Genomic DNA, 20,672 nt, shown 5'->3' with positions numbered 1-20,672 from the left:
GGCTGGGGGTGGGGCTTTGGGGGGCCGTGCATATGGGGGCATCGTCGCATTGCCGGGCCGGGCGCCGCCGCGCCTGGGCATCCCGCTTGGCGCTGTTGGCCGGCTTCGCCGCGATGCACAACCCCTTGTGGCCCGCGCCGGCCCGCGCGGCCCCGTCCAGCGCGGCCCGATCCGACGCGGCCCCGTCCGGTGCGGTAGCGGCCAAGATTCTGGTGCGCTCCATCGGCGGCGCGCCGGTGACGTTGGATCCGCAGCGCGCCGACCTTTCCTCCGAAAGCCTGGTGATTGACGACCTGCTGGAAGGATTGCTGGCCCCCGACGGACGAGGCGGGGCCCGACCGGCCCTGGCGGAAAGCTGGACCGTTTCCCCTGACGGGCGCATCTACACCTTCAAGCTGCGGGCGGATGCCAAATGGTCGGATGGCACGCCCGTCACAGCGGATGATTTCGTCTTCTCCTGGCGCCGCCTGGCGGATCCGCGCACGGCGGCACCCTACGCCTATTACATGTGGATCGTGGTGAATGGCGAGGCCATCACCAAGGGGACGATCAAGGACGTCAGCCGCCTGGGCGTGACGGCGTTGGATGCCACCACCTTCCAGGTGGAACTGGTGCGGCCCACAGCCTATTTCCTGGCCATGCTGCAGCATCAGGCCCTGTTCGCCGTGCAGAAGGCCAGCGTGCAGACCCAAGGCGACGCCTTCACCGAGCCTGGCCACTACGTCTCCAGCGGCGCCTACGTGCTGGCGGAAAACGTGCCGCGCGACCACCTGACCCTGGTGCGCAACCCGGTCTATTACGACCAAGCCAAGGTTCCCATCGCCGTGGTGCGGGATTTGCCGCTGGAGGACCGCGCGGCGGAGATGCGGCTGTTCCGCGATGGGCAGGTGCAGACCACCTACGAACTGCCCATAGATCAGGTGGCGTGGGCGCGGTCGGCGCTGAAGGAGGCTTTCGTCAGCGGCGACACCTACGACACCTATTTCCTCAGCTTCAACCTGCGCAATGAGCCGTGGAAGTCCTCACCGGCCTTGCGCGAGGCCCTGACCCTGGCGGTCGATCGCGAGGCGCTGGCCAACCGCGTGCTGGGCGGGGAGAAGCCGGCCTACAGCTATGTGCCGCGCCTGGCGCCCGGCCCGGGCATCACCGGCTATGAACCGGGCTGGCCCGCCTGGCGCGACCAGCCGCAGGCCGAGCGTGAGCGGCAGGCGCGTGCCTTGCTGGTGGAGGCCGGTTACGGTCCCGGTGCCGGTTCCAAGGGTGGTCCGGGGGGCAGGACGCTGCCGCCCATTTCCCTCCTGTTCCCCACAGGCGCCAACTGGCAGGCCGTGGCCGTGGCGGTGGCCCGGCAATGGCATGACGTGCTGGGGGTGGAGGTGCGCTTGGACGCCCAGGACTTCCGCGTCGTGGCCGCCCAGTCGAACGCGAAGACCTTCAAGGACGTGGTCTTCGCCTCCTGGATCGGTGACTACGCCGACGCCAACAGCTTCCTGGCGCTGATGCGGGGCGATGCCGGGCAGGAGAACTATGCCAGCTACCGCAATCCGCTGTTCGACGCGCTGATGGAGGAGGCGAACGGCGAGCCCGATCCCGGCCGCCGCGCCGGCCTGCTGCGCCGGGCGGAGCGCCTGATGATGGACGACACGCCCGTCATCCCCCTGTTCCACAAGACCATGCGGCGCCTGGTGTCACCCCGCGTCACCGGCTGGGTCCCCAACCCCCTGGACCTGTCACCCACCCGCTTCCTGGATCTCACGCCGTGAGGCGTTCACGGTCCCTTGTCCACCTTGGGAAGGCGGGCGCCGGGCGCCGTGGGCGGCCGGTCGGGCTCCGGCGGCATGTCCCAGCCATGGGCCAGCGTGCTGTCGGATAGCGCAAGGAAGCTCTGCCCCAAGTCTACGGGCAGCTGGAACCCGGGCTTGCCCGGATCGGGGCAGGAGGCGGACTTGGCCCGCAAGGCCCAGCCTCCGGGCAGGGGCCGGTCCCACACGAACACCGCGCAGGGACCTGTGAGGGGAGGGCGGGGCATGTAGGTTTCGTCGATCGGGAAGCCGGGATAATTGCCCCGCGCGCTCCCGGTCTGCCCCGCGAAGGTTTGCGCCGTAAGGGGTGGAGGGGCCGGCGGGATCAGCCCCGGTTCCGGTGTCGCGCACGCCGACAGCATCAGCAACACCCCGGCCTCGCACCACCATCGCTTTGCCATGGCGCCCCCTTCCGCATCCTATGCGCGTCCCATCCATGCCGAGGGATGCGCGTGGACGGCGGCGGCCTTGGGGCGGAAGCGTGGCGTTTTGAGGGCGGTCACCCTTTTCCGGCCGCCAGGATGATCTTCCCGAAGCCGCCGCCGCGTTCCATCTTCTGGTGCGCCGCGGCCGCTTGCTCAAGCGGCAACACGCGGTCGATCACCGGATGAACCTCACCACTCGCCAAGCGGGGCAGGGCGCCCGCCGCGAAGCGGGCGACCATGGCGCGCTTCTCCTCCGGCGTCCGTGACTTCATCACCGTTCCAATGAGGCGGAGGTGGTGGTGCAGCACCAGGTCGAGCGGGATCGGCGTGTCGGCATCGCCACTGAGGACACCGACCTGGACCAGCGTACCGCCGGGCGTCAGGCTCCTGAGGTTCCGCGCCAGATAGTCGCCGCCGATGAAGTCAATCACCGCATGCACCCCTGCGGTCTCCGTGAGGCGGGAAACCTCCGTCTCGAAATCGGTGGCGCGATAATCGATCACGGCGGCGGCACCCAGGCCCCGCACGTCCGCCACCCGCTGGGCCGAGGCCGTGGCGTAGACGGTGGCGCCCAGGGTGCGGGCAACCTGCACGGCGGCCGAACCGATGCCGCCGGCCGCCGCGTGGATCAGCACCCGCTGCCCGGGCTGGACCCCCGCCAGATGCGCCACCGCCTCCCAGGCGGTGACGAAGGCCTCCATGACCGCGGCCGCCTCCGTCAGCGGCAGTCCATCCGGCACCCTCACGGCCATGCCGCGATCGACGCGGGCGACTTCGGCATAGGCTCCGCCGCCAACGATGGCCATCACCCGATCCCCCACCCGCATGTCCGTGACGCTGGGGCCGACCTCGATGACCTCGCCGGCGAGTTCCAGACCCAGCAGGGGACTGTCGCCGAAGGTCTGGCCGCCGTAGAAGCCGGCGCGCTGCATCAGGTCGGCCCGGTTGATTCCCGCCGCCGCGACCCGAACCAGCAGGTCATGGGGGCGGACCTGCGGCACGGGCGCCTCAACCAGCCGAAGCACGTCCGGCGGGCCGAAGCGGTCATAGGCGACGGCTCTCACGACACCGCCTCCTTGGCATTGGCCAGGGCGCGGCGGGCGATGCTTTCGGCGAACAAGGGGGTTTCGCGGCGGTTGTGGTCGCCGCCGGCGGCCTGGCGCGCCGCGGCGGCGTCCTCATAGGCGATGCCATGCTGCGCCAGGAAATCCATGAAGGCGTCGGTGGGGTGGGCGGTCACACGGTTGGTGTACCGGGTGCGATTGCCGTCGATCGCTTCGGCCATCAGTTCCCAGACGACGTTCACCTGGGTGCGACCGTTGGCGGTGAAGACGTCCGAGATCGAATTCATGCGGCAGTAGGTCTTGCCCGCCTCCTCGGCCACGTAATGCTGCACCACCAGGCCGGTTCCGATCATCTCCACATTGATGGACATGCGCCGTCCGTCGTCGGTGGTCGTCACCCCGGCGGCGATGTGATCGGGGGCGCAACACCGCAGGTATTCCGCCTCAGGCAGGGTGAACAGCCAGTCGGCGATGTCGATTTTTTCAATCGGAACATCGACTTCATGGCTATACGCGGACTGGGATAGGATGCGGTCGAGGACGATGGCCATGGCGGCGTCTCCTGGTTGGGTTGGCTCGGGCGGGCGGGGTGCCGCGTCCGATGGGCCCAACCATGCAGCCAGAGGCGGCGCCTGATAACGCGGCCATTCCTCGAAATGGTTTTGCCTGTGGAGCAAAGATGAAGGACCCGAGGTTCGCCGAGTTCGTGGCCGTTTTCGTCGACGTCGTGCGGGCGGGAAGCTTCTCAGGCGCCGCCCGCCGGCGGGGGGTGACGCCATCGGCCATCGTCCGGCAGATCGACGCGTTGGAGTATGACCTGGGGGTCAGGGTGCTGGTGCGCTCCACCCGGGCGCTGGCGATGACGGACGCCGGGGAAAGACTCTTCGAGCGCGGCCAGCGCCTGATCGATGATCTTGTCGACGTTCATGCCGAAATCGCCGCGTTCGACGGGGCGATCGCCGGCGTCCTGCGCGTCGCCTGCTTTCCCACCTTCGGCAAGCGGTACGTTCTCCCGGTGGCGGGCGCCCTGATGCGGGACCATCCCGGCCTGTCGGTGGAACTGGATTTGACGGAGCGCCTGGCCGACCCGGTGCGCGATCGCCTCGACGCCGTCATCCGCATCGGGCACCTTGCCGACAGCGCCTTGATCGCCACCAAGCTCGCCGATCAATCCCGGCTGGCGGTCGCCGCCCCCGGTTATCTGGCCCGGCACGGCACGCCGAACGGTATCGACAATTTGCGCAGCCATCGGCTGCTCGACAAGCTGCACGGCGCCGACCTCCTGGGCTGGGCCGACGTGCTGGGCGACGCGGCGGGCCAGCCGAGCTGTGGCGCGGTCGTCTTTCGGTCCGACGACTTCGAGGCGCTGCGGCTTGCCGCCCTTGAGGGCGTGGGCGTGGCTTTCCTGCCCAGCTGGGTGGTGGGCCCCGATGTTCGCGCCGGGAACCTGAAGCGGTTGGCGCTGGACGGGGAGCCCTGGGCAAGGGACCCGCAAGGCATCTTCCTGCTCCGGGCCCTGCAGGAGCCATCGGCCAAGCTGCGCGCCTTCATCGATGGCTTGCGGTCGGCGATCGGGACGCCGCCTGTCTGGGAACCGTGATCGCCCGCCCCAAAATGGAAGCACCCGCCGGACGTGCGGTCCGGCGGGTGCTTCCATACTGGGCCTGAAAACCGGGGCGGCGCCTGAAGGCGGCCGCCTGGGCTTTACAACAAGGCGCCTCAGGCGTCCTTGTTGTTCATGCCGCGGCCGGTGGTGCGCTCGGAGATGCGGGCCGACTTGCCGCGGCGATCGCGCAGGTAGTACAGCTTGGCGCGGCGCACGTCACCCTTGCGGATGACTTCGATGCTGTCCAGGCGCGGGCTGTACAGCGGGAACACACGCTCCACGCCTTCGCCGTAGCTGATCTTGCGGACGGTGAAGCTGGAGTTCACGCCGGCGTTGCGGCGGGCGATGACGACGCCTTCGTAGGCCTGCACGCGCTCACGCGAGCCTTCGACGACCTTCACGTTCACCTTCACGGTGTCGCCCGGGGAGAATTCCGGGACCGCACGGGTGGCGGTCAGCTTTTCAATCTGCTCTTGCTCGAGCTTCTGGATGATGTTCATGGCACTCAACTCCACATGATGACAATGGCCAGCCTCACGGCGGTCAATCCAGGTTTGGCACAGGCGCCGTTTCCGCGGTGGGGTCCACCAGGGAAACGCCATCCTCTAGGGGCGAACCGCTTCGCGGCTTGCGCCGGCGGCGGCTCTTGGCTTCGGCCTTGGGCCGGCTCTCCTCGTAGCGCTGCCACAGGTCCGGTCGCCGGTCCCTGGTGATGCGCTCCGCCTCGGCCAACCGCCAGGCTTTCACCTTCTCATGGTGCCCGGAGAGTAGAACCTCGGGCACCGCGCGGTCCTGCCAGATGGCTGGCCGCGTATAGTGGGGATACTCCAGCAATCCCCGCTCGAAACTCTCTTCGCCCGCCGTCTCGACGTTGCCCATGACGCCCGGCAACAGCCGGACGCAGGCGTCGATCAGGCACAGCGCCGCGGGCTCACCCCCCGAAAGCACAAAATCCCCGAGGCTCACTTCCTCGAGGCCCTGCGCTTCCAGGACCCGCTCATCCACCCCCTCGTACCGCCCGCACAACACGGTGAGGCTGGGCACCGACACGAGTTCTCGTACCAGCGCCTGGTCCAGCACACGTCCACGCGGCGAGAGGTAGATCGCCCGGCCCCGTTCCCTCTGGTCCTGGCTCAATCGCGACCGGCTGGCGGTCAGCGCTGCATCCAGAACGTCGGGCCGCATGACCATGCCTGGTCCGCCGCCGAACGGGGTGTCGTCCACGGAGCGGTGTTTATCACTCGCGAACGACCGGATGTCCACTGATTCCAGCGACCAGGTGCCATTTTCAAGCGCTTTCCCCGCAAGGCTCATGCCCAGCGGTCCCGGAAACATCTCCGGGAACAGGGTCAGCACCGTCACATGCCAGCCGGCCGTCATCGAATCAGGCCTCTTCGTCACCATTGGCCTCGTGGGCCTCGGGCACGCCGCCTTCCGACGCCACCGCCTCGTCAGCGGCGGGGCCGCCTTCCATCTCGGCCAATTCCTCCGGTGTCGGCTTGACCTTCTCGAACAGGCCGGCCGGCGGCTCAACCGTGACGATCCCCGCCTTCACGTCCACCACCGGAACGGCGGCGCGGGTGAAGGGGATGGTGACCATCTTGCCGGAGGCCGCGTGCGCGATCTCCAGCATGTCGCCGCCACCGAAATCGTAGATGGCCTTGATCTCGCCGAAGGGCTCGCCGTCGGCGGTGGTCGCCACCAGGCCGATCAGGTCGGCGTGGTAGAACTCATCCTCGTCGTCGGTCGCCGGCAGCTGGTCGCGGTTGATGTACAGCCGCGTGCCCTTCAGGGCGTCGGCGGCGTCACGGTCGCGCACGCCCTGCAATTCCGCCAGGAAGTGATCCTTGCCCATGCCGGTCATGGTCAGGGCGAAGGCGCGGGCGCCCGATTCGTCGGTCAGCTGGCCATAGGCGAACAGCGACTCCGGCACGGCCGTATAGCTCTTCACCTTGACGCGGCCGCGCACCCCGTGGCTGCCCACGAACTGCCCGACGCAGATGCGCGTGGCGGTTTCCATAACGATACTCTCTGGAAGACTGTAAACGGCGAAAAAGCTGAACGGGGGCGGTCACCCGCCCCCGTCGCAACCCGTCAACCTTCATGCCGGCCAACCAATGGCGAGCCGGCCTCAGGCCAATCAGCCCTCGCTGCCGGCGGCAGCGGCGGCCAGCTTGGCGCGCTCCTGGGCCTTCGCCTTCGGGGCGGACTTCTTCGGGGTCTCGCGGACCTTCGGCAGCTCGATGATGTTGGCGCGGCCCAGGAACAGGGCGACGCGGTCGGTCGGCTGGGCGCCCACGGACAGCCAGTGGCGGGCGCGCTCTTCCTTCAGGGTGATGCGCTCGGCATGGTCACGCGGCAGCATCGGGTTGTAGGTGCCGATCTTCTCGATGAAGTTGCCGTCGCGGGGCGAACGGCTGTCGGACACGACGATGCTGTAGAACGGACGCTTCTTGGCGCCACCGCGGGCCAGACGAATCTTGAGGGACATTTCTTACTTCCTGACTCTGATGTTGAACTGAAGGTGATGGTGAAAGGCGGATACTAAATTTGACTGGCGGATCAGCGGCCCTTGGGCATCAGGGCCGACAGGCCCTGGCGCATGAGGCCCTTTTTCCCCAGTTTCTTGAACTTGCGCATCATGTCGGCCATGTCCTGGTACTGCTTCAGCAGCCGGTTGACGTCGGCCACCGTGGTCCCGGACCCCAGCGCGATGCGGCGCCGGCGCGATGCGTTCAGTATCTTGATGTCGCGGCGCTCTTTCTGGGTCATGGAGGTGATGATCGCCTCCTGACGCTTCAGCATGCGCTCGTCGATGTTGGCCTTGGACAGCTGGTCCTTGATCTTGCCCACGCCGGGCAGCATGGACAGCATGCCGCCCATCCCGCCCATCTTCCGGATCTGGCGCAGCTGGGACAGCATGTCGTCCAGGTCGAAGTTGCCCTTCTCCATCTTCGCGGCAAGCTTCTCGGCTTCCTCGCGGTCGATGGTCTCGGCGGCCTTCTCCACCAGGCTGAGCACGTCGCCCATGCCCAGGATGCGGCCGGCGATGCGATCAGGGTGGAAGGCCTCCAGCGCGTCGATCTTTTCGCCGGTGCCCAGCAGCTTGATGGGGCGGCCGGTAATCTGGCGCATCGACAGGGCGGCGCCGCCCCGGGCGTCGCCGTCGATGCGGGTCATGACGATGCCGGTGACGCCGACCTTGTCATTGAAATTGGTGGCTACGGTGACGGCGTCCTGGCCGGTCATGGCGTCCACCACCAGCAGGCTTTCCACCGGCTTGGTCACGTCGCGGATGCGCACGACCTCGTCCATCAACTCCTCGTCGATGGCGAGGCGGCCGGCGGTGTCCAGCATGACGACGTCATAGCCTTCCAGTCGGCCGACGCGCATGGCGCGCTGGGCGATCGTCACCGGGTCTTCGCCGGGGACGATGGGCAGGGTGGCCACGTCCACCTGCTCCCCCAACACCCGCAGCTGTTCCTGGGCGGCTGGGCGTCGCGTGTCCAGCGACGCCATCAGCACCTTTTTCTTTTCGCGGGTCTTCAGCAGGCGGGCGATCTTGGCGGTGCTGGTGGTCTTGCCCGAGCCCTGCAGGCCCAGCATCAGCACCGGCACCGGCGCCTCGGCGTTGAGGTTGATGCCCTCGTTCTGCTCGCCCAGCATCTCGACCAGGTGGTCGTGGACGATCTTGATGACCATCTGGCCGGGGGTGATGGACCGCAGCACCTCCTGCCCGACGGCCTTTTCCTTCACGCCGTTGATGAAGGACTTGACCACGGGCAGGGCCACGTCGGCTTCGAGCAGGGCCACGCGCACTTCGCGCAGCGCGGCGCCAACGTCCTCTTCGGTGAGGGCGCCGCGCCGACGCAGCCGGTCGAAGATATCGCCGAGCCGTCCTGTCAAGCCGTCAAACATAACCCGTCCTGGCCATTGCCGTTCCGATCTTCATCCCGCCCCTAGTCCAAGCGTCCATTCAGGCCCATTTGCCCAAACGAAAAGCGCCAGTGCACGAAACTCGTGGACTGGCGTCGCGCCTTGGCGCGGGATGCGGTCTCAGTCCCGGATCTGACGGATCCAGGGCCGAGGTGGGGCTATCTAGACCTGTGGAGGGCGTCTGTCAATGCTTCTGGAGTCAAGGACGCCCCGCGGCAAGGCGGTGATGGTAACGGCGATGTCGCGCCTGGATCAGGGACGGCGGCGGCGGGTCCTTAACCAAAACGGGCGATTGTCAACGGCCTGTACACCTGTAATAGACGGGGTGACAGGCCCGCTATTTCGCCTAGAGGCTCATTTTGGGTGCGCGCCCCCTCTTCCAGCGCGCCTTTAAGATAAGGTATGAACGGGTTATCGGGGTAGTCTTTGGGTAGTGCGCCATTCCGTGGCGGATTCGAATTGCGGGGGGGACCGGCCCCGCGGAGGCTTGTATGTCGATGTCGTCCGGCAGAAATGCCGAACCCGAACGGTCCAGGATGAGCCAGACGGAGTTGCTGGCGATTGTTGGCAAGCATCGGGCGTTTCTGACGAAGCAGCCTGGGGGCGTGCGTGCCAGCTTCAAGCTGCGTGACCTTTCGCATATGGATCTGTCCGGTCTGAACCTGGCCGAGGCCGATTTCTCGGGCGCCAAGCTGTTCGGCGCCCGCATGGTGGATTGCGTCCTGACAGGGGCGTCGCTGTACGCCGCCGACCTGCGCCTGGCCAACCTGGAACGCTCCGACCTGCGCCGGGCCGACCTGCGCGGCGCCTGCATGCGCGGCGCCGTGCTGAACCAGGCCTCCATGGCCGAGGCCGACCTGCGCGAAGGCACCATCATGCACGTCCGCAAGGACGGCAGCATCACCGCCCACGAATTCGACGCTGTGCCCGTGCAGACGGAACTGTCCTGCGCCACCGTGGTGGGCGCCGACCTCAGCCGGGCCAAACTGTCCAACACCTTCCTGGTGCAGTCGGACCTGACGGATTGCATCATGCGCGGCGCCAAGATGGCGCGCGCCAACCTGACCAACACCAACCTGACCGGCTGCGATCTCAAGGGCGCGGATCTGACGGGCGCCAACCTGACGGGCGCCAAGCTGCACGGCGCGGACCTGACGGGGGCGGAGCTGGGGCTTGCCCGATTCGCCGGCGCCCTGATGATGGGCACCATCCTGGACGACAACGCGCGTCGCGCCGAAGAGGTGCTGGAGGGCATTCACGCCCCCACGCCCGAGGACGCCGGCCTGGACCTGTCCGCCATGCTGGTCCTGCATTCCGAATGGGTGGAGACGGGGGGGCGTGAGGGCGCCCGGGCCGATCTGTCCAGTCTGGACCTCAGCGGCGTCGATCTGGCGGGCGCTAATCTGTCGGCCGCCCTGCTGCACTGCGCCTGCCTGCGCAAGGCCAACCTGGTGGGCACCTCACTGCCCATGGCCGACCTGTCGCTGGCCGACCTGCGCGACGCCAACCTCAGCCGCGCCGACCTGCGCGGCGCCTCGCTGGAGCGCGCCACCCTGAATGGCGCGCAGCTGGTGCGGGCCGATCTGGGGCCTGTGTTGATTCAAAGCTCCACGGGGCGGTTGTGGAGCGCCAACCTGCACCGCGCCCGCCTGGACGGCGCCAACCTGACCGGCGCCATGCTGAAGCGGGCGGTGCTGTCCCAATCCTCGCTGGTGGGGGCGGTGCTGAAGGATGCGGAACTGTCGGACGCCAAGATGGCGGGGGCTGACCTGCGCGACGTCGACCTGGCCAATACCGACCTGGATGGGGCGGACATGGCCGACGTGGTCGGTATGGTACACTGACATGGTGCACTGATCGGCTGTCACCGACCTAGTTTCGCCCTAGTTTCCTGACAATTCTGTAGCCCAATCCGCCGCCCGCCAATTCCTGCCTGCCGGACGCCCATGCTGCTGCCCACACAAGACCGTTCCGCTCGCCGCCTGGCGCTCAGCCTGCTGCTGGCGGGCCCCTTCCTGTTCGGCCTGTGGGCGGTGCTGCTGGGCCAGGATGGCAACTGGGATTTGCGCAACTATCATTGGTACAATGCCTACGCCTTCCTGACCGGGCGCTGGGGCATGGATGTGGCGCCGGCCCAGGTGGCCAGCTTCTACAACCCCACCCTGGACCTGCCCTTCTTCATGGCCGCCCAGGTGCTGCCCGCCCGCGTGGTGGAGTTCCTGCTGGGCAGCATCCAGGGCGCGAACCTGGTGCTGCTGTACGGCCTGGCCTGGACGGTGCAGCGTTCAGCGACGCCGGAACGCCGCCGCGTTCTGGTGGCTCTGGCCGTCGCCGTCTGCGGCATGGTGGGCGGCGGCCAGGTCGGCTTGCTGGGCACCACCTTCTACGACAACGTCATCAGCCTGTTCGTCCTTGGCGGCATCCTGGTGGCCGTTGGCGGGGAAGGGGCGGCCTGGAGTGCGCCCAATGGCCCGGCCTTCCGCCGCGTGGTGCTGGCGGGCCTGCTGGTGGGCAGCGGCGTGGGGCTGAAACAGCCCACCATCGTCTTCGCCGTGGGCACCTGCGCCGCCTTCCTGGCAGCAGGCGGCACGCCCTGGCGCCGCCTGCTCCTGGCCTTCTTCTTTGGGCTGGGCGTGCTGGCCGGCATGGCGATCTTCTCCGGCCACTGGATGTGGTTCCTGTGGAGCCATTTCCAGAATCCGCTGTTCCCCTATTTCAACAACGTCTTCCATTCCCCCTGGGGCACGCCCGACCCCTACCGGGACGACAAGTTCATCCCCAAGGGGCCCGTCGCCGCCGCCCTGTTCCCCTTCGCCTGGGCCCTGGATCCCAAGCTGGTGGGTGAGATCGTCTTCCGCGATTATCGCGTGCTGGCGGCCTATGTCGTGCTGCTGCTGACGGGCCTGATGGTCCTGGCCCGCTGGCTGCGCGGACAGTTCGCGGCCGAGGGGCCGCCCGTGGTGGACACCTCCGGCCCAGCCCGCGCCCGGCGTTACCTGCTGCTGGCCGGCAGCTTGAGCTACCTGGTGTGGCTGAAGCTGTTCGCCATCTACCGCTACCTGATCCCGCTGGAGATGCTGGCGCCCGTGCTGATCCTGGCGGCCGTGGCCCTGTGGCCGGCGCCGGCCCGGGCGCGGGGCATCATCACCGCCGTCCTGCTGCTGCTGCTGGCCGCCACCGGCCAGTCGGGCACCTGGGCCCGCGTGCCCTGGGGCGACCGGCCCTTCGGCGCCAAGGTGTCCGAGGTGCAGGCACCCGTCCTTCCCCGGCCGGACCACACCGTCATCCTGATGACCGGCTACGCCCCCACCAGCTTCCTCATCCCCGGTTTCCCGCCGCAGATCCCCTTCCTGCGGGTGCAGAGCTATTTCATTCATCCGGACCAGGGCGACATCCTGCTGAACCGCCAGATGCGCCGGCGCATCGACCAGGGCATCGCCAACGGCGATGACTTCTACCTGCTGCTGGCGCATTGGGAGACCTGGACGATGGACCAGATTTTGCCACGCTATGGCCTCAAGGGTGCCGGGGAGCCCTGCCAGCCTGTCACCTCGACGCTGGACGAGCCCATGATGTTGTGCCGCATCATCCCGCTGCAACCTGCGGCGGACCGTGATATGAACCCCGTGAACTAACGCCTATTTCAAGGACTACATGCGATGGTCGACACCACCGCCCTCCAGCCCGGCAAGCCCACCGTGGCCGTGCTGGTGCCCTGCTATAACGAGGAAGCCGCCATCGCCAAGGTGGTCGCCGACTTCAAGGCGGCCCTGCCCGATGCCGTCGTCTATGTCTACGACAACAATTCCAAGGATCGCACCGTGGAGGTGGCGCGCGCCGCCGGTGCCGTCGTCCGGACCGAGCCGCTGCAGGGCAAGGGCAACGTGGTGCGCCGCATGTTCGCCGACATCGAGGCGGATGTGTACGTCATGGTCGATGGCGACGATACCTACCACGCCGCCAGCGCCCCGGCCCTGATCGACCGGCTGGTGACCGAGCAGCTGGACATGGTGAACGGCGCTCGCGTAACGGAGATCGAGGCTGCCTACCGCCCCGGCCACCGCTTCGGCAACATGCTGCTGACTGGCCTGGTGACCTTCATTTTCGGCAAGCGCACCAACGACATGCTGTCGGGCTACCGCGTCTTCTCCCGCCGTTTCGTGAAGTCATTCCCGGCGCTGGCCGGTGGCTTCGAGACGGAGACGGAGCTGACGGTGCACGCGCTGGAACTGCGCATGCCGATCGCGGAGGTGGAGACCCCCTACAAGGACCGTCCCCCCGGGTCGGTCAGCAAGCTGTCCACCTACAAGGATGGCATGCGCATCCTGTGGATGATCACCAAGCTGGTGAAGGAAGAGCGGCCCATGCTGTTCTTCGGTGTCGCCGCCATCCTGCTGGCGCTGCTGTCGATCATCCTGGGCATTCCCATCTTCATCACCTTCGTGGAGACGGGCCTGGTCCCGCGCCTGCCCACGGCGGTGCTGGCCACCGGCCTCATGACCCTGGCCTTCCTGTCGCTGACCTGCGGCCTGATCCTGGACACGGTCACCCGCGGGCGTCGCGAGATGAAGCGCCTGCGCTATTTGGAAATCCCGGCGCCGGATTTCGCCCCGCTGGGCCGGGGCTGAGGGCGTGGCTGATCTGCCAAAGGGCGATCTGCCGGATGGCAAGCCGAAACACGTGAAGGCGGAGGTCATGTCCTTCGCCCTCATCGGCGTGGCCGGCCTGTTCGTGGACATGGGGGCGCTGTGGGTGGCCCTGAACCCCTTAGGTTTGGACAAGCACAGCGCCGGCTTCTTCTCCTACTTCGTGGCCGCCACCTTCACCTGGTGGATGAACCGGCAGTTCACCTTCACCGGCGCCAGCCGGCGGGGCGCGATCCGCCAGTGGGCCAAGTTCCTGGCGGCCAACGCCGTGGGCGGCGTCGTCAACCTGGCGACATACAACCTCATCGTCTGGCTGGACGCGCCTGCCTTCGCCGTCGCCGTCTTGCCCTGGCTGCCCACCTTGTGGCCCTACGGCGCCAAGGGTGCAGGCTCCCTGGCCGGCATGGGCTTCAACTTCGTCCTGTCCAAGATGCTGGTGTTCGGCCGGAAATAGTCTTTCCCCAACCTGCGGTGGGGGCGGGGCGGCATTGCCGGGCACGCCCATGGACAGGGGGCGGATCGTCGCCATATAACCGGGCATCATGGCGCGCCGGTTTCTCAAGATGCACGGGCTTGGCAACGACTTCGTCGTTCTGGACGCCCGCCACACCCCCCTGTCCTTGACGGGCGCGCAGGCGCGCGTCCTGGCCGACCGCCGCTTCGGCGTCGGCTGCGACCAGATCATCATCCTGGAACCGCCGCAGTCGGCTGGCGCCGATGTCTTCATGCGCATCCTGAACCCGGATGGCAGCGAGTCCGGCGCCTGCGGCAACGCCACGCGCTGCGTCGCCTCGCTGGTGGCGGCCGAGGGGGCTGGGCGGGACAGCCTGACGGTGGAAACCATCAGCGGCCTGTTGCCCGCCACCCACCATGCCGATGGCACGGTGACGGTCGACATGGGCCCCGCTCGCCTGGACTGGCGGCAGATCCCGCTGGCTGAACCGGCCGACACCCTGTCGCTGGAGGTGGCCGCCGGACCGCTGTCGGCCCCTTGCGCCGTCAACATGGGCAACCCCCACGCCGTGTTCTTCGTGGACGATGCGGAGGCTGTGGACCTGGCGCAGTGGGGTCCCCAGCTGGAACACCATACCGCCTTCCCCGAGCGCGCCAATATCGAGGTGGCGACCGTGGTGACACCCGGCCAGGTGCGCATGCGGGTGTGGGAACGCGGCGCCGGCATCACCCTGGCCTGCGGCTCCGGCGCTTGCGCCACCCTGGTGGCGGCCGCCCGCCGCGGCCTGACGGGCCGCAAGGCCGAGATCGTGATGGATGGCGGCGCGCTGACCATCGAGTGGCGCGAGGACGGGCACGTGCTGATGACCGGGCCGGTGGCCACGGCCTTCAGCGGGACGCTTGATGACAGTCTGCTGGCGGGCGCCGCGCGATGAGTGCCGAGCACGCTGACACTGATCATGGGCACGAGCACCGCCAGGAAGGCTCCGGTCCGGAGATCTCCGGCGAGGCCGGCGGGCCGCAGGTCGTCACCTTCGGCTGCCGCCTGAACGCCTATGAATCCGAGGTGATGCGCGACCACGCGCGCGCCGCCGGCCTGGGCCCCGTGCTGATCTTCAACACCTGCGCCGTGACGTCGGAAGCCGAGCGGCAGGCCCGCCAGGCCATCCGCAAGGCCCGGCGGGAGAACCCGGGTACCCGCATCGTCGTCACCGGCTGCGCCGCCCAGGTGAACCCCGGCACCTTCGCCGCCATGCCCGAGGTCGACCAGGTTCTGGGCAACGATTTGAAGCTGAAGGCCGACAGCTGGACCAGCTTCGGCACCGGCCAGGCGGAGCGGGTGATCGTCAACGACATCATGTCGGTGCGCGAGACCGCCAGCCACCTGATCCAGGGCATGGAAGGCCGCGCCCGCGCCTTCATCCAGGTGCAGAATGGCTGCGACCACCGCTGCACCTTCTGCATCATCCCCTATGGCCGGGGCAATTCCCGCTCCGTCCCCATGGGCGAGATCGTGACCCAGGTGCGCACCCTGGTGGACCAGGGCTACCGTGAGGTGGTGCTGACCGGCGTGGACGTCACCAGCTACGGCCCCGACCTGCCGGGCGCCCCGACCCTGGGGCAGATGATCCGCCGCCTGCTGGCCCTGGTGCCGGAGTTGCCGCGCCTGCGCCTGTCCTCGCTGGACCCGGTGGAAATCGATGACGACCTCTGGCGCCTGATCGCCGAGGAGCCACGCCTGATGCCCCACCTGCACGTCAGCCTGCAGGCCGGCGACGACATGGTGCTGAAGCGCATGAAGCGCCGGCACAGCCGCGCCGATGCCGTCGCCTTCTGCCAGCGCGCGCGCGACCTGCGGCCCGACATGGTGTTCGGCGCCGACCTTATCGCCGGCTTCCCCACGGAAACCGATGAGATGTTCCGGAACACCCTGGACGCCGTGGCCGATTGCGGCCTGACTTGGCTGCACGTCTTCCCCTACAGCCCGCGCCCCGGTACGCCGGCGGCCCGCATGCCCCAAGTGGACAAGGCGGTGCGCAAGGAACGGGCGGCCCAGCTGCGTGCGGCGGGCGAGGCGGCGGTGCGCCGGCACCTGGCCAGCCAGCAGGGGCGCACCGTCACGGTGCTGGTGGAAAAGGGCCGTATCGGCCGTACGGAACAATTCGCCGAGGTGCGGCTGGATCGCGATTTCGCGCCGGGCACGCTCGTGGACGCCCGGATTTCCGGGCTGGATGGCGACATGCTGATGGGTTGCTGCTGATGTTCGATTGGATCAAGCGTAAGAAGCCCGCCGCCGAAGCCCCGGCCGTCGTTCCCCCCACGCCTGAAATTCCAGTCGCCGTCGAGCCTGTTTCGCCACCGGAACAATCCCCGGCGTTGTCAGAGGTAGCCCAGCCCGAGGTCGCCGAGCTGGAGCCGGTGCCGGCCCCCGTGGCCCCCCCGCTGCCAGTGACGCCCCCGAGATCCGCCCTGGTCCTGGATGTCGTCCCGGCGGCGCCGGTGGAAGAGGCGCCCACGGGCAGCTGGCTGTCGCGCCTGCGGCGCGGCCTTTCCAAATCCACCAGCCGGCTGACCGACGGCATCGGCGGCATCTTCACCAAGCGCAAGCTGGATGATGAGACGCTGGAGGAACTGGAGGAGCTGCTGATCCAGGCGGACCTGGGCCCCGCCATGGCCGCGCGCGTCACCGGCGATCTGGCCAAGAGCCGTTTCGGCAAGGAGATCTCGCCCGATGAGGTGAAGCGCTTCCTGGCGGATGAGATCGGCAAGGTGCTGGCCCCCGTGGCCCGGCCCCTGGTGCTGGACGGCAATCACAAGCCCCATGTGGTGCTGGTGGTGGGCGTGAACGGCACGGGCAAGACCACCACCATCGGCAAGTACGCGCGGGAACTGCGCGCCGCCGGCAAGACCGTGTGGCTGGCCGCCGGCGACACCTTCCGCGCCGCCGCCGTCAGCCAGCTGCAGATTTGGGGCGAACGCACCGGCGCCCCGGTGGTGGCCAAGGAGACGGGGGCCGACGCCGCCGGCCTGGCCTATGAGGCGCTGGAGAAGGCGCGGGCCGCCGGCGCCGACGTGCTGCTGATCGACACCGCCGGCCGCCTGCAGAACAAGCAGGGCCTGATGGATGAGCTGCGCAAGATCGTGCGCGTCATCAAGAAGGTGGATCCCACCGCCCCCCACACCACCCTGCTGACCCTGGACGCGACCACCGGCCAGAACGCCCATTCGCAGGTGGAGGTGTTCAAGGAGATGGTGTCGGTCAACGGCTTGATCCTGACCAAGCTGGACGGCTCCGCCCGCGGCGGTGTGCTGGTTTCGCTGGCGCAGAAGTTCGGCCTGCCGGTCCACGCCATCGGCGTGGGCGAGGGCATCGACGACCTACGCCCCTTCGACGCCCAGTCCTTCGCCGCCTCGCTGGTGGGGTTGGAAGACGGCCGGTGAGGTGAGCGTCTGAACGGCCGCAACGATGGCATGGGGGAGGGGGGTAAGGATGCGGCGTTTGACGCGATGCGCGGCGCTGGCTGGCCTGATGGCCGCCATCTCTTCCCTGGCCATGGCCCAGCCCGTCGATCCCAAGGCGACCTTGGATGCTTTGGACCAGGCCTTCGGTGGCCATCAGCCAGGTGCCCGCGCCGTGCACGCCAAGGGCCTGGTGGTGGAGGGGACCTTCGTCCCGTCCCCGGCCGCCGCCGGCGTCAGCCGGGCGCCGCACTTCCAGGCGGGCCCGACGCCCGTCACCATCCGTTTCTCCAACTTCGCCGGCATCCCCACCCAGGCGGATGGCGACGCCATGGCCAGCCCTCGTGGAATGGCGCTGAAGTTCCATCTGGCCGACGGCACCGACACCGACATCGTCGCCCATTCCGTGAACGGATTCCCGGTAGCGACGGCGGCTGATTTCCTGGCCATGGTCCAGGCGGCGGCCGCGCACGACCTTCCGACCTTCCTGGCGTCCCACCCGGGGGCCCGTGCCTTCGAGGCGTTGCCCAAGCCCATCCCCGCCAGCTACGCCACCCTGGGCTATTTCGCCGTCAACGCCTTCCGCTTCACCAACGCCCAGGGCCGGGCCACCCTCGGCCGCTACCGCCTGGTGCCGGAGGTGGGGCAGACGCTGCTAACTCCCGCCGAGGCGGCGGGCCGGCCGGCCGATTATCTGACGGCGGAGATGGCGCGGCGCCTGGCCCAGGGCCCGGCGCGCTTCCGCCTGATGCTGCAGGTGGCGGAGACCGGCGACAGGGTCGATGACGCCACTGTCGCCTGGCCGGAGACGCGGCGGCAGGTCGATCTGGGCACGCTGACCCTGACTGGCGTCGCGTCCGACCAGGACTTCCAGCAGCGCACCCTGTTGTTCCTGCCCGGCCGCCTGCCCGCCGGCATCGAGCCCGCCGACCCCATGGTCGATGCCCGCACCCCCATCTACGGCGCCTCTTTCCGCCGGCGCATGGGGGAGACTGGCTGAGTGTTCCGCCGCACAACGGTCATCAGGGTGCGCTTGACAGGGGCCTGGGTCTTGACCAACTATGAAGGATGAAGCCGCACACGGGAAAAGCCCGGTGCGGCTTTTCTATTTTTAAAAGACTTTGCTGACGAAGGGGTCCGCCGACGGCAATCCGGCCGCAGGCGGGAAGGACCCCAGAATAAAAGAGGAGTTTTCCGATTGAACGCACCGGTTTCCCTGCAGGCTGACAAGGTCGTCACCTTCACCGACGCGGATGCTGCCTTCACCCATGTGCTGGCGCTGTACAATGATGCGGTCGGGCATTTGCGGGCCCGCTTCCAGGATTATGCCAGGGGCGAGAGTTTCACCGGCCGGGTGCGCCGCTTCTATCCGTTCGTGCAGGTGACGGTGGACCATGAGCCCCGGGTGGACAGCCGCCTGGCCTATGGCTTCGTTTCCGGTCCCGGCACCTACCGCACCACGCTGACGCGGCCCGACCTTTACGCCCACTACTACCGCCACCAGTTCCAGCAGCTGCTGCGCAACCACACCACCAGCATCGAGGTGGGGGTGAGCGACATGCCCATCCCCATCCAGTTCGCCTTCCCGGAAGGCATGCATGTGGAAGGCGACCTGCCGCCGGAACATTTGCGCAAGCTGCGCGAGGTCTTCGACCTGCCCGACTTGGCGGTCATGGATGACAGCATCGTCAACGGCACCTATGAATGCCCGCCGGGCTCGCCTGAGCCGCTGGCCCTGTTCACCGGGCCGCGCGTGGACTACAGCCTGCACCGGCTGAAGCACTATTCCGCCACGGCGCCGGACCACTTCCAGAACTACGTGCTGTTCACCAACTACCAGTTCTACATCGACGAGTTCGTGCGCCGGGGGCTGGAGACCATGCAGCCGTCGGACGATCCGGAGGTGCAGGCCTACCGCTCGCAATACGTGGCCTTCGTCGAGCCCGGCGACCACGTGACTTTTAATCAGGCCGTGGAACCCGGCCGCGCCACTGAGGGGGAGCGGGTCAAGCGCCTGCCCCAGATGCCCGCCTATCACCTGAAGCGGGCGGACGGGAACGGCATCACCATCGTCAACATCGGTGTCGGCCCCAGCAACGCCAAGACGATCACCGACCATATCGCCGTGCTGCGGCCCCACGTCTGGCTGATGCTGGGCCACTGCGCCGGCCTGCGTGAGACGCAGCGCCTGGGCGACTACGTCCTGGCCCACGGCTACGTGCGCGAGGACAAGGTGCTGGACGCCGACCTGCCCACCTGGATCCCCGTGCCGCCCCTGGCCGAGGTGCAGGTGGCCCTGGAAAAGGCGGTGGGCCACGTCACCGGGCTGGAGGGCTGGGAGCTGAAGAGCCTCATGCGCACCGGCACAGTGGCCACCATCGACAACCGCAACTGGGAACTTCGTGACTACCGCGAGCCGGTGCAGCGCTTCAGCCAGAGCCGCGCCATCGCGCTGGATATGGAATCGGCCACCATCGCCGCCAACGGCTTCCGCTTCCGCGTGCCCTATGGCACCCTGCTGTGCGTGTCGGACAAGCCGCTGCATGGCGAGCTGAAGCTGCCCGGCATGGCCAACCACTTCTACCGCGCCCGGGTGGACCAGCACCTGGCCATCGGCATGCTCGCCATGGAGCTGATGCGGGAGAACGGCCTGGAACGCCTGCACAGCCGCAAGCTGCGCAGCTTCGTCGAGGCGGCGTTCCAGTAATGTCCCAGCTGATCCGTCTGCTTCTGGAATGGGGCCCGTTGGTCGTCTTCTTCGTGGCCAACGCCAAGGGTGGGATCATGGTCGCCACCGCCGCCTTCATGGTGGCGGCGGTGGTGGCCCTGCCCATTTATCGCAAGCTGGACGGCAAGTGGCCGCTGATGCCGCTGGTCACCTGCGGCTTTGTGCTGGTGTTTGGCGGCCTGACCCTGTGGCTGAACGATGAGACCTTCATCAAGGTGAAGGCCACCATCATCTACCTGCTGTTCGCCCTGGCCCTGGCCGTGGGCGTGGCCCTGCGCCGCAACCTTCTGGCCCAGGTGCTGGTGGGCGTGGAGCTGGATCCCGCCGGCTGGCGCCGCCTGACCGTGCGCTGGATGGCCTTTTTCCTGGTGCTGGCCGGCGCCAACGAGGTGGCGTGGCGTTTTCTGACCACCGACCAGTGGGTGGCCTATAAGTCCTTCGTCGTCATTCCGCTGTTCGTGCTGTTCAGCATGGCTCAGGTGCCCCTGATCCTGAAGCATCAGGTGCCGGAAGCCGGGGGCGGTGCGGACGGCCAGGGCGGCGGAGCGTAAGG

General features: G+C 68.0%; 20 protein-coding genes. 12 read left to right on the top strand and 8 right to left on the bottom strand.

The window, feature by feature from the left end; genetic code table 11:
- Nucleotides 1-32 precede the first annotated feature (32 nt).
- A complete protein-coding gene (locus P5F91_RS17515) occupies nucleotides 33-1,763 on the top strand; it encodes a peptide ABC transporter substrate-binding protein (RefSeq protein ID WP_277907730.1) in 1,731 nt (576 codons plus the stop codon).
- Nucleotides 1,764-1,768: 5 nt separating this feature from the next.
- Here the strand turns inward: P5F91_RS17515 and P5F91_RS17510 are convergent, their stop codons facing one another.
- The 3 genes from P5F91_RS17510 to P5F91_RS17500 all read right to left on the bottom strand — a co-directional run bounded on the left by P5F91_RS17510 (nucleotide 1,769) and on the right by P5F91_RS17500 (nucleotide 3,842).
- Nucleotides 1,769-2,203, bottom strand: coding sequence for a hypothetical protein (locus P5F91_RS17510; protein ID WP_277907729.1), 435 nt, complete (start codon nucleotides 2,201-2,203; stop codon nucleotides 1,769-1,771).
- Between the two features lie 98 nt (nucleotides 2,204-2,301).
- Nucleotides 2,302-3,291: an NAD(P)H-quinone oxidoreductase gene (locus P5F91_RS17505; RefSeq protein WP_277907728.1), complete on the bottom strand. Its 990-nt coding sequence runs from the start codon at nucleotides 3,289-3,291 to the stop codon at nucleotides 2,302-2,304.
- Nucleotides 3,288-3,842, bottom strand: a complete 555-nt coding sequence (locus tag P5F91_RS17500) for a hypothetical protein (protein ID WP_145611274.1) — start codon at nucleotides 3,840-3,842, stop codon at nucleotides 3,288-3,290. Before P5F91_RS17500 ends, P5F91_RS17505 begins: the two co-directional genes overlap by 4 nt.
- A 128-nt stretch (nucleotides 3,843-3,970) precedes the next feature.
- Between P5F91_RS17500 and P5F91_RS17495 the strand changes: the two genes are divergently transcribed.
- On the top strand, nucleotides 3,971-4,891 hold the full coding sequence (locus P5F91_RS17495) for a LysR family transcriptional regulator (protein ID WP_145611275.1): 921 nt from the start codon (nucleotides 3,971-3,973) through the stop codon (nucleotides 4,889-4,891).
- A gap of 119 nt (nucleotides 4,892-5,010) precedes the next feature.
- Here the strand turns inward: P5F91_RS17495 and rplS are convergent, their stop codons facing one another.
- The 5 genes from rplS to ffh all read right to left on the bottom strand — a co-directional run bounded on the left by rplS (nucleotide 5,011) and on the right by ffh (nucleotide 8,815).
- On the bottom strand, nucleotides 5,011-5,397 hold the full coding sequence (gene rplS / locus P5F91_RS17490; protein ID WP_145611276.1) for a 50S ribosomal protein L19: 387 nt from the start codon (nucleotides 5,395-5,397) through the stop codon (nucleotides 5,011-5,013).
- Between the two features lie 43 nt (nucleotides 5,398-5,440).
- Nucleotides 5,441-6,277 carry a tRNA (guanosine(37)-N1)-methyltransferase TrmD gene (gene trmD / locus P5F91_RS17485; RefSeq protein WP_277907727.1) on the bottom strand — a complete coding sequence of 279 codons (837 nt, stop codon included), beginning with the start codon at nucleotides 6,275-6,277 and terminating at the stop codon, nucleotides 5,441-5,443.
- A gap of 4 nt (nucleotides 6,278-6,281) precedes the next feature.
- On the bottom strand, nucleotides 6,282-6,917 hold the full coding sequence (gene rimM, locus P5F91_RS17480) for a ribosome maturation factor RimM (protein WP_145611278.1): 636 nt from the start codon (nucleotides 6,915-6,917) through the stop codon (nucleotides 6,282-6,284).
- 120 nt (nucleotides 6,918-7,037) lie between these two features.
- Nucleotides 7,038-7,388: a 30S ribosomal protein S16 gene (rpsP, locus tag P5F91_RS17475; protein ID WP_040848024.1), complete on the bottom strand. Its 351-nt coding sequence runs from the start codon at nucleotides 7,386-7,388 to the stop codon at nucleotides 7,038-7,040.
- A 71-nt stretch (nucleotides 7,389-7,459) separates the two neighbouring features.
- Nucleotides 7,460-8,815, bottom strand: coding sequence for a signal recognition particle protein (gene ffh, locus P5F91_RS17470; protein WP_088872013.1), 1,356 nt, complete (start codon nucleotides 8,813-8,815; stop codon nucleotides 7,460-7,462).
- Between the two features lie 659 nt (nucleotides 8,816-9,474).
- On the opposite strand from ffh, the gene P5F91_RS17465 reads away from it, so the two are divergent.
- The 10 genes from P5F91_RS17465 (at nucleotide 9,475) to P5F91_RS17420 (ending at nucleotide 20,670) form a co-directional block, all read left to right on the top strand.
- A complete protein-coding gene (locus P5F91_RS17465; protein WP_246134432.1) occupies nucleotides 9,475-10,677 on the top strand; it encodes a pentapeptide repeat-containing protein in 1,203 nt (400 codons plus the stop codon).
- A gap of 102 nt (nucleotides 10,678-10,779) precedes the next feature.
- Nucleotides 10,780-12,468, top strand: a complete 1,689-nt coding sequence (locus P5F91_RS17460) for a hypothetical protein (RefSeq protein ID WP_277907726.1) — start codon at nucleotides 10,780-10,782, stop codon at nucleotides 12,466-12,468.
- Between the two features lie 24 nt (nucleotides 12,469-12,492).
- On the top strand, nucleotides 12,493-13,461 hold the full coding sequence (locus P5F91_RS17455) for a glycosyltransferase family 2 protein (protein WP_145611281.1): 969 nt from the start codon (nucleotides 12,493-12,495) through the stop codon (nucleotides 13,459-13,461).
- A gap of 4 nt (nucleotides 13,462-13,465) precedes the next feature.
- A complete protein-coding gene (locus P5F91_RS17450; RefSeq protein WP_145611282.1) occupies nucleotides 13,466-13,933 on the top strand; it encodes a GtrA family protein in 468 nt (155 codons plus the stop codon).
- Between the two features lie 88 nt (nucleotides 13,934-14,021).
- Complete coding sequence (gene dapF, locus P5F91_RS17445) at nucleotides 14,022-14,867, top strand: diaminopimelate epimerase (RefSeq protein ID WP_145611283.1); 846 nt, start codon at nucleotides 14,022-14,024, stop codon at nucleotides 14,865-14,867.
- Nucleotides 14,864-16,192, top strand: coding sequence for a tRNA (N(6)-L-threonylcarbamoyladenosine(37)-C(2))-methylthiotransferase MtaB (mtaB, locus tag P5F91_RS17440; RefSeq protein ID WP_246134433.1), 1,329 nt, complete (start codon nucleotides 14,864-14,866; stop codon nucleotides 16,190-16,192). The genes dapF and mtaB overlap by 4 nt, the downstream gene beginning before the upstream one ends.
- Entirely contained in the window at nucleotides 16,189-17,373 is a 1,185-nt protein-coding gene (gene ftsY, locus P5F91_RS17435) for a signal recognition particle-docking protein FtsY (protein WP_422394477.1), read from the top strand. The genes mtaB and ftsY overlap by 4 nt, the downstream gene beginning before the upstream one ends.
- 49 nt (nucleotides 17,374-17,422) lie before the next feature.
- Nucleotides 17,423-18,391, top strand: coding sequence for a catalase family peroxidase (locus P5F91_RS17430; RefSeq protein ID WP_211106962.1), 969 nt, complete (start codon nucleotides 17,423-17,425; stop codon nucleotides 18,389-18,391).
- A gap of 198 nt (nucleotides 18,392-18,589) precedes the next feature.
- Nucleotides 18,590-20,098, top strand: a complete 1,509-nt coding sequence (locus P5F91_RS17425; RefSeq protein WP_145611285.1) for an AMP nucleosidase — start codon at nucleotides 18,590-18,592, stop codon at nucleotides 20,096-20,098.
- Nucleotides 20,098-20,670, top strand: a complete 573-nt coding sequence (locus tag P5F91_RS17420; RefSeq protein ID WP_145611286.1) for a septation protein A — start codon at nucleotides 20,098-20,100, stop codon at nucleotides 20,668-20,670. The genes P5F91_RS17425 and P5F91_RS17420 overlap by 1 nt, the downstream gene beginning before the upstream one ends.
- The last annotated feature ends 2 nt before the right edge of the window (nucleotides 20,671-20,672 follow it).

Source organism: Nitrospirillum amazonense, assembly GCF_029594735.1.
Taxonomy (GTDB): Bacteria; Pseudomonadota; Alphaproteobacteria; order Azospirillales; family Azospirillaceae; genus Nitrospirillum; species Nitrospirillum amazonense.
The sequence above is the reverse complement of the archived record's forward strand: the minus strand, read 5'-3'. Positions and strand labels throughout refer to the sequence as shown.